This is a genomic window from Legionella drozanskii LLAP-1, from assembly GCF_001467585.1.
Classification (GTDB): domain Bacteria; phylum Pseudomonadota; class Gammaproteobacteria; order Legionellales; family Legionellaceae; genus Tatlockia; species Tatlockia drozanskii.
The window spans coordinates 82,350-91,426 of record NZ_LNXY01000006.1 but is presented as its reverse complement, the minus strand read 5'-3'; the positions used below and the strand labels follow the sequence as shown (position 1 = coordinate 91,426).

The following is a 9,077-nucleotide window of genomic DNA, read 5'->3' as shown; positions in this document are numbered from 1 at the left end:
TTGCATTCACCTATTGCTATGGATGAAGGATTGCGTTTTGCGATTCGCGAAGGTGGCCGCACCGTTGGTGCTGGTGTTGTAGCAAAGATCATTGAATAAATGGTCGGCGGTGTGAAGTTGATAAACTTCACACCTAAGTACGTTTAGGCCAGTAGCTCAATTGGCAGAGCGGCGGTCTCCAAAACCGCAGGTTGGGGGTTCGATTCCCTCCTGGCCTGCCAACTACTAGATAATTATGAAAAATTCAAATGATTCCAAAATGAACTTTAAAGATATTTCACTGTGGATTGCAGTACTGCTGATCACGGTTTTAGCTTTTTTTGGGACTTACTACTATAATTTCTCAGGGCCTATAAAGGCTCTTATCTGGATTGGTTGGTTTGTATTAGTTGCAGTATTAGGATTTTTTACTACTCAAGGCAAAAAAGTTTTTGAGTTTGCAAAAGAAGCAAAAATAGAATTGCAAAAAGTGGTTTGGCCAACACGCCAAGAAACCATTCAAACCACATCAATAGTTATGGCTATGGTCACGATTACCGGATTTGTTCTTTGGGGAATCGATTCTGGTATGATGTGGATAATCGCTAAATTAACACGTTTAGGTTGATATTACGGTGGAAGAGCAAAAAACTAAGCAATGGTACGTCGTTCACGCTTATTCTGGGTATGAAAATTTTGTTATGCGTGAAATTAAGTCGCGTGCAGAGCACCATCACTTAGAAGAAAGAATTGGAGAAGTAGTCGTTCCATCTGAGGAAGTTGTAGAAATGCGTGCTGGACAAAAGCGGAAAAGTACTCGAAAATTTTTCCCCGGCTATGTCCTTGTGAATATGGTTATGGATGATGAAACATGGCATATGATCCGTGCAATTCCTCGAGTTTTAGGTTTTATTGGTGGTACTAGTCAAACCCCAACGCCCATTTCAGACAAAGAAGCTCAAGCAATATTACAACGAGTTGAAGATGGGGTAACTAAACCAAAACCAAAAACCCTCTTCGAACCAGGTGAAGTTGTTCGTGTTAAAGACGGCCCATTTGTCGACTTCAATGGTGTTGTTGAAGAAGTCAACTACGAGAAGAGTAGACTTAGAGTGGCAGTACTTATTTTTGGCCGCTCTACACCTGTTGAACTTGAATTCAGTCAAGTTGAAAAATCTTAGTAGTTTATGTGTAACCGGGGAGCTCTATTAGCCCCTGGATTTTACCTTTGGTAAATCCAATGGCGAAAAAGCGATATAACCCATAAGGAGTAAATTATGGCTAAAAAAGTAGAAGCATATATAAAGCTACAAATTCCAGCTGGTAAAGCTAATCCAAGTCCACCTGTTGGGCCTGCCTTGGGTCAGCGTGGTGTTAACATCATGGAGTTTTGTAAGGCATTTAATGCTGCGACACAAAATTTGGAACAGGGGTTAGCTACACCAGTAGTTATTACTGTCTATTCTGATCGTAGTTTTACGTTTATTACTAAAACACCTCCTGCATCAGTTTTACTTAAGAAAGCTGCAGGTATTCAAAGTGGTAGTGGTACTCCCAATACGAAGAAAGTCGCTAAACTCACTCGTGCTCAGCTTGAAGAAATCGCCAAAATCAAAGAACCTGATCTTACAGCAGGAAGTTTGGCGGCAGCAGTTCGCAGTATTGCGGGAACTGCAAGAAGTATGGGTATCGAGGTTGAAGATTTGGAATAAGGGGAAGTATCATGGCTAAGCTAAGTAAAAAGCAACAAAAAATTCGTGAGAAGATTAAGCCTAATCACTTATATAGCGCAACAGATGCTATAGTGATTTTAAAAGAATTTACTAGTTCAAAATTCAGAGAAAGTGTTGACATTGCTGTTAACCTAGGTGTGGATCCACGTAAGTCAGACCAAGTGGTACGTACTTCAACTAATCTGCCAAAAGGAACTGGTAAAACAGTAAGAGTTGCAGTATTTGCTCAAGGTGATAATGCAACTAAAGCGAAAAATGCAGGTGCAGATATAGTCGGTTTCGAAGACCTAGCTGAACAAATTAAAGCAGGCGAAATGAATTTTGACGTTGTAATTGCAACCCCAGATGCTATGCGTATAGTTGGACAATTAGGACAGATCTTAGGCCCACGTGGATTAATGCCGAACCCAAAAGTTGGTACTGTCACAACTAACGTTGAGGCAGCTGTATCTGATGCTAAATCAGGTCAAGTTCGTTATCGAACTGATAAAAATGGTATTATCCATTGTACAGTTGGTAAAGCAGATTTTTCTACGGAAGATTTATTAGAAAATATCGCTGCGTTAATGATCGATCTGAAAAAAGCAAAACCAGCTTCATCCAAAGGCATATATTTCAAGAAAATTTCGTTATCAACAACAATGGGACCTGGATTGCCTATTGATATTGCTACAATACCCGTGTAACATATATCGCCCTTTAAACCGCTTTCACGGCATAGACTTGGTTCGATGCCGTCGAAGACCGCAGGTGCATTATGCTTAATACCCTGCGCAGACGGTGAACCGGCTCCGGGATCTCTCAGAGACGGCCACCATAACTGTCAAATCTTTTATAGATTTGCACAACTTAGGAGGTCAGTAACGTGACGTTAACTTTAGCTGCAAAAAAAGCCGTTGTTGAGGAAGTGACAGCAGTTGCTTCTAAGGCTATTTCGGCAGTCGTTGCTGATTATCGTGGTTTAACTGTTAATCAAATGACTCAATTAAGAAGTGCCGCTCGTAAAGCAGGTGTTTATTTACGAGTTGTACCAAACACATTGACTCGCAGAGCTTTTGAAGGCACTGATTTTGCCTGCTTGAGCGATAAGTTAGTTGGTCCTTTATTTATTGCGCTATCTATGGAAGCCCCTAGCGATGCCGCAAGAATGTTAAAAGACTTTACTAAGACATTTGATAAGCTTGAAATCAAAGCATTGTCTGTTAGTGGAAAAGCTTACGAAGCTGACCAACTTGAGGCTATTGCTAGCTTGCCAACACGTGATGAAGCATTAGCTAAATTAATGTTTGTGATGAAAGCGCCAGTTGAGAAATTTGTTCGTACACTTGCAGAACCTCATGCCAAATTGGTTAGGACGGTGGCTGCAATAAAGGACACAAAGTAACAACAACCACATAATCTTTTTTTAATTTTTAATCTAGGAGCTAGAAATGGCTGTATCTAAAAATGAGATCCTTGAGACAATTTCTAACATGACCGTTATGGAAGTGGTAGAACTTATTGAAGCAATGGAAGAAAAATTCAATGTTTCAGCTGCCGCTGCTGCTGTTGCTGTTGCTGCACCCGCTGCTGGTGGAGCTGCTGCTGCTGAAGAACAAACTGAGTTTGACGTAGTAATGACTAGCTTTGGTGCAAACAAAGTTGGCGTTATTAAAGCAATTCGTGAAATTACTGGTTTAGGCTTAAAAGAAGCTAAAGATCTAGTAGAAGGTGCTCCTGCAACTGTAAAAGAAGGTGTATCTAAAGACGAAGCTGCTGACATCAAGAAGAAACTTGAAGAAGCAGGCGCTGCTGTCGAAGTTAAGTAATACTGTTGTTTGTGTGTTTAAAGACCCAGCCATGGTCACATGGCTGGGTTTGTGTGTTTGATGTCATCAATAATTTTACAGAGGAATCACCATGGCAATTGCAGAAGCTAAACCTCATCAATACTCGCATGCTGAGAAAAAACGATTTCGCAAAAGCTTTGGTAGGCAAGCAGATAAAATGGCAATTCCAAACCTGCTTGAAATCCAGCTAAAATCATATCGAGATTTTTTACAAACAGATCCTAAGGGTAATGAACAGCAAAAAACAGGTCTACATGCTGCATTCTCATCTGTTTTCCCAATTGAAAGTTTTTCTGGTAACGCTAGACTTGAATACGTTAGTTATAAGCTAGGCGAACCAGCATTTGACGTGCGTGAATGTAAATTACGCGGTTTAACTTATTCCGCCCCTTTGCGCGTCAAGATTAGATTAGTTGTTTTTGATAAAGATGCTGCTGGTGAACCTAAACCAATCAAAGATATTCGCGAACAAGATGTTTTCATGGGTGAAATTCCCTTAATGACTGATGTAGGTACCTTTGTTGTTAATGGTACTGAGCGCGTAGTTGTATCCCAGTTGCACCGTTCCCCAGGCGTTATATTCGAACATGATCGAGGTAAAACACATTCCTCCGGTAAATTGCTGTATTCAGCACGTATTATTCCTTACCGTGGTTCATGGTTAGATTTTGAATTTGATCCTAAAGATTGCGTATTTGTGCGTATTGATCGCAGACGTAAGCTTCCAGTGAGTATTTTATTACGATCACTAGGCTATGAAACCGAAAATATTCTTGCAGAGTTTTTTGAATCAACTACTTGCCAATTAAGAAACGGTGAGTTTCATATTAATCTTGTACCTTCTCGCTTACGTGGTGAAATTGCCTCCTTTGATATCGTTGTTCCTGAGACAGGCGAATTAATCGTCGAACAAGGTCGTCGTATAACAGCTCGCCATATCAAGCAAATGGAAAAGAGCAATATGCAAGATCTCGTGGTACCACGTGATTATTTAATAGGTAAGATTTTAGCAAAACATATTATCAATACAGAGACAGGGGAAGTGCTTGCTCAAGCTAATGATGAAGTATCTGCAGAAATACTTGATCAACTAGCTGATAACGGCATTCTCAGTTTTGACATGATTTATACCAACGATTTGGATCATGGTTCTTATATTTCTGATACTTTAAAAATTGATCCTACTGCGAGTCAACTTGAAGCGTTGGTTGAAATTTATCGTATGATGCGACCTGGCGAACCACCTACAAAAGAAGCCGCAGAAACTTTATTTAGGAATCTATTTTTTGCTGAAGAGCGCTATGATTTATCTGCAGTCGGACGAATGAAATTCAATCGTCGAGTAGGTCGTAAAGAAGATACAGGTCCTGGTACCTTAGTTAAAGAAGATATTCTTGCTGTTATCAAAACACTTATCGATATCCGTAATGGTATCGGCATGGTTGATGATATTGATCACCTTGGTAATCGACGCGTCAGATCAGTTGGTGAGATGGCTGAAAACCAATTCCGAGTTGGATTGGTACGAGTTGAGAGAGCTGTGAAAGAGCGTTTAAGTCTTGTAGAGTCTGAAAATTTGATGCCTCAAGATTTAATTAACGCAAAACCAGTTTCCGCAGCTGTAAAAGAATTTTTCGGATCTAGCCAGCTATCTCAGTTTATGGACCAGGTTAACCCACTCTCCGGGGTAACTCACAAACGCCGCGTTTCGGCGCTTGGTCCAGGTGGTTTAACTCGTGAGCGAGCTGGCTTTGAAGTCCGTGACGTTCATACTACCCACTATGGTCGTGTTTGTCCTATTGAAACGCCTGAAGGACCAAACATTGGATTAATTAACTCATTATCGGTTTACGCTAGAACTAACGATTATGGATTTATTGAAACACCTTGTCGTAAAGTTATCGATGGAAGAGTAACTGACGATATTGAATATCTTTCAGCTATTGAAGAGGTTGATCAATATATCGCGCAATCAAGCGTAGCAGTTGACGAAAACGGTAATATTCTTGCGGATCTGGTACCTTGCCGACATCAAAATGAGTTTTCTCTTACTACCCCCGATAAGATTAACTATATGGATGTGTCAGCAAAGCAGATCGTTTCTGTAGCAGCGTCACTTATACCATTCTTAGAGCATGATGATGCGAACCGTGCCTTGATGGGTTCGAACATGCAACGTCAGGCAGTACCTACCTTGCGCTCAGAAAAGCCATTAGTAGGAACAGGAATGGAGCGTACTGTAGCTTCAGACTCAGGGGTTTCTGTCGTGGCAAAACGTAGCGGTATTATAGATTTAGTTGATGCTTCTCGTATCGTTGTTCGCGTCAATGATGATGAAACAACCGCAGGGGAAACAGGGGTTGATATTTATAACCTTACTAAATACTTCCGCTCTAACCAAGATACTTGTATTAATCAAAGACCAATTGTTTCTACCGGAGATCGCATCCAACGTGGTGATGTACTTGCAGATGGTCCTTGTACAGATATGGGTGAGTTAGCATTAGGGCAAAACTTGTTAGTTGCCTTCATGCCTTGGAATGGTTACAACTTTGAGGACTCCATTCTTATCTCTGAACGCATTGTACAAGAAGATAGATTTACAACAATTCATATTGAAGAATTAACTTGTATCGCTAGAGACACCAAATTGGGCACAGAAGAAATCACTGCAGATATTCCTAATGTCGGTGAATCAGCTTTAGCCAATTTGGATGAGTCAGGTGTGGTTTACATTGGTGCTGAAGTATCGGCTGGTGATATTTTAGTTGGCAAAGTAACACCGAAAGGTGAAACGCAACTTACTCCAGAAGAGAAATTGCTGAGAGCAATTTTTGGTGAAAAGGCTTCTGATGTTAAAGATTCTTCGCTACGAGTTCCGTCTGGAATGAATGGTACAGTTATTGACGTACAAGTATTCACTCGTGATGGTCTTGAAAAGGATCAGCGAGCTAAAAGTATCGAAGAAGAACATCTTGCTCGAGTTCGAAAAGATTTAATTGATGAGCGCCGTATCCGTGAAGAAGATATTTATCATCGTGTACATAATCTTTTATTGAATAAAGCTGCTACTGGCGGTCCAAGTAGTATTAAACCAGGTACAAAAATAACTGATGCCTACCTTGAAAAAGTGGATAGAGAAAAATGGTTTGATATTCGTGTTGACGATGACGTAATAAGTCAGCAATTAGAGCAATTGTCTAAGCAGTTAGAATTGCTAGGCAAAGAAATGGAGAAACGCTTCAACGATAGTCGTAAGAAGATCATTCAAGGTGATGATTTAGCACCGGGCGTGTTGAAGATCGTTAAAGTGTATCTTGCTGTTAAACGTAGAATTCAGCCTGGGGATAAAATGGCTGGACGTCACGGTAATAAAGGGGTTATTTCAATAGTTGTTCCGGTAGAAGATATGCCACACATGGAAGATGGTACAGCAGTAGACATCGTGCTGAATCCATTGGGCGTACCTTCGCGAATGAATATCGGACAGGTATTAGAGACTCACCTAGGCTTAGCAGCAAAAGGATTAGGCCACAGAATAGCCGATCTTTTAGACAGCAAGCGTGAAATATCCGAAGTGAAGGAATTCCTTAACAAGATTTATAATCATGACGGACAGGAGCGTGTGAAACTAGAAAGTTTGGATGATAACGAGCTTTTAATTTTAGCTAACAATTTGCGTGCGGGTGTTCCTATGGCTACACCTGTTTTTGACGGAGCAAGTGAAGCTGAGATTAAGTCGATGTTAGTGTTAGCTGGCATGCGACCAGATGGTAAAACCATTCTGTACGATGGAAGAACAGGTAAGCAGTTTGATAATCCTGTAACTGTAGGGTACATGTATATGCTTAAACTAAATCACTTAGTTGATGATAAGATGCATGCTCGCTCCACTGGTTCCTATAGCTTAGTAACTCAACAACCACTTGGTGGTAAGGCGCAGTTCGGTGGTCAGCGCTTCGGAGAGATGGAAGTATGGGCTCTAGAAGCTTATGGTGCTGCCTATACGTTGCAAGAAATGTTAACGGTTAAATCAGATGATGTCGGAGGACGAACAAAGATATATAAAAATATCGTTGATGGGGATCATCGAATGGATCCTGGTATGCCTGAATCTTTCAACGTATTACTGAAAGAGATAAGAGCATTAGGTATTGATATCGAACTGGATCATGACTAAACGTTCAGCGATAAATTTCTGACTAATTTTTTGGAGGCATAGACTTGGCTAATCTAAGCAACGACCCAATGAGAAAAGCGCCTATAATGAGTGATTTGCTGGGGATCCTCAAACAACAAGGTCAAAGTGAAGAATTTGACGCGATTAAAATAGCGCTCGCTTCACCTGATTTAATTCGTTCATGGTCTTATGGTGAGGTTAAAAAACCAGAAACTATTAACTACCGTACATTTAAACCAGAGCGCGATGGTTTATTCTGTGCTAAAACTTTTGGTCCTATCAAGGATTACGAGTGCTTATGCGGAAAATACAAACGACTCAAACACCGCGGTGTGATTTGTGAAAAATGTGGTGTTGAGCTCGCATTAGCGAAGGTGCGCCGCGAGCGTATGGGTCATATTGAGTTAGCTAGTCCAGTTGCTCATATATGGTTCCTGAAATCATTACCTTCTCGTATCGGTTTACTACTCGATATGACTTTACGTGATATTGAACGAGTTCTCTATTTCGAAGCTTTCGTAGTTGTTGATCCAGGCATGACAGAACTTGAGCGTGGGCAATTGCTTAATGATGAAGTTTATCTTGATGCGATGGAGCAATACGGAGATGAATTTGATGCACGTATGGGTGCAGAAGCAATCCGTGATTTATTACGTCAAATTGATCTTGAAGAAGAAATTAAATCATTACGTGAAGAATTACCTACCACGAATTCTGAAACCAAAATCAAGAAGATTACTAAACGATTAAAGCTACTTGAAGCGTTTTATGAGTCTGGTAACAAACCCGAATGGATGATCATGGACGTACTACCTGTTCTTCCACCGGATCTTCGTCCATTAGTACCACTTGATGGCGGCCGATTTGCTACGTCTGACTTAAACGATCTTTACCGACGTGTTATCAATAGAAATAACCGATTGAAAAGATTACTTGACCTCAGTGCGCCTGACATTATTGTGCGTAATGAGAAGCGTATGTTACAAGAATCTGTCGATGCCTTACTTGATAATGGTCGTCGTGGTCGTGCAATTACTGGAACAAATAAACGTCCACTTAAATCACTTGCTGACATGATCAAAGGTAAGCAAGGTCGTTTCCGCCAAAACCTACTGGGTAAGCGCGTTGACTATTCAGGTCGTTCAGTTATTGTGGTCGGACCAACTCTCCGTTTACATCAATGCGGTTTGCCAAAGAAAATGGCTTTAGAGTTATTTAAGCCTTTTATCTTCAGTAAACTAGAATTTAGAGGTCTTGCAACCACAATTAAAGCTGCTAAAAAGATGGTGGAGCGAGAAGAACCAGTGGTTTGGGATATTCTAGATGATGTAATTCGTGAACATCCAATTCTACTAA

Annotated in this window: 9 protein-coding genes and 1 tRNA gene; all 10 read left to right on the top strand. The window is 40.7% G+C overall.

The annotated features are described in order from the left end of the window. Positions 1-99: EF-Tu C-terminal domain-related protein (locus Ldro_RS15985; protein ID WP_202972522.1), on the top strand; the 99-nt coding region annotated here is incomplete at its 5' end. A gap of 46 nt (positions 100-145) precedes the next feature. After that, positions 146-221 (top strand) — tRNA-Trp (locus Ldro_RS03510). 14 nt (positions 222-235) lie between these two features. Next, positions 236-607, top strand: a complete 372-nt coding sequence (gene secE, locus Ldro_RS03505) for a preprotein translocase subunit SecE (RefSeq protein ID WP_058495044.1) — start codon at positions 236-238, stop codon at positions 605-607. 7 nt (positions 608-614) lie between these two features. Beyond that, on the top strand, positions 615-1,160 hold the full coding sequence (gene nusG / locus Ldro_RS03500; RefSeq protein ID WP_058495043.1) for a transcription termination/antitermination protein NusG: 546 nt from the start codon (positions 615-617) through the stop codon (positions 1,158-1,160). Between the two features lie 96 nt (positions 1,161-1,256). Further along, entirely contained in the window at positions 1,257-1,691 is a 435-nt protein-coding gene (gene rplK, locus Ldro_RS03495) for a 50S ribosomal protein L11 (protein WP_058495042.1), read from the top strand. 11 nt (positions 1,692-1,702) lie between these two features. Beyond that, entirely contained in the window at positions 1,703-2,398 is a 696-nt protein-coding gene (rplA, locus tag Ldro_RS03490; RefSeq protein ID WP_058495041.1) for a 50S ribosomal protein L1, read from the top strand. Between the two features lie 179 nt (positions 2,399-2,577). Further along, a complete protein-coding gene (gene rplJ, locus Ldro_RS03485; protein WP_058495040.1) occupies positions 2,578-3,096 on the top strand; it encodes a 50S ribosomal protein L10 in 519 nt (172 codons plus the stop codon). A 46-nt stretch (positions 3,097-3,142) separates the two neighbouring features. Continuing rightward, positions 3,143-3,520, top strand: a complete 378-nt coding sequence (rplL, locus tag Ldro_RS03480; protein WP_058495039.1) for a 50S ribosomal protein L7/L12 — start codon at positions 3,143-3,145, stop codon at positions 3,518-3,520. Between the two features lie 91 nt (positions 3,521-3,611). Then, complete coding sequence (gene rpoB, locus Ldro_RS03475) at positions 3,612-7,721, top strand: DNA-directed RNA polymerase subunit beta (RefSeq protein ID WP_058495038.1); 4,110 nt, start codon at positions 3,612-3,614, stop codon at positions 7,719-7,721. A gap of 86 nt (positions 7,722-7,807) precedes the next feature. Beyond that, positions 7,808-9,077, top strand: a 1,270-nt coding sequence (locus Ldro_RS16695) for a DNA-directed RNA polymerase subunit beta' (RefSeq protein ID WP_476630045.1), incomplete at its 3' end; no start/stop codon positions are given.

Excerpts from the sequence above, each read along its gene's own strand:
- rplK (WP_058495042.1), top strand. The coding sequence starts at position 1,257 with ATGGCTAAAAAAGTAGAAGCATATATAAAGCTACAAATTCCAGCTGGT.
- rplA (WP_058495041.1), top strand. The coding sequence starts at position 1,703 with ATGGCTAAGCTAAGTAAAAAGCAACAAAAAATTCGTGAGAAGATTAAG.
- rplL (WP_058495039.1), top strand. The coding sequence starts at position 3,143 with ATGGCTGTATCTAAAAATGAGATCCTTGAGACAATTTCTAACATGACC.
- rpoB (WP_058495038.1), top strand. The coding sequence starts at position 3,612 with ATGGCAATTGCAGAAGCTAAACCTCATCAATACTCGCATGCTGAGAAA.
- secE (WP_058495044.1), top strand. The coding sequence starts at position 236 with ATGAAAAATTCAAATGATTCCAAAATGAACTTTAAAGATATTTCACTG.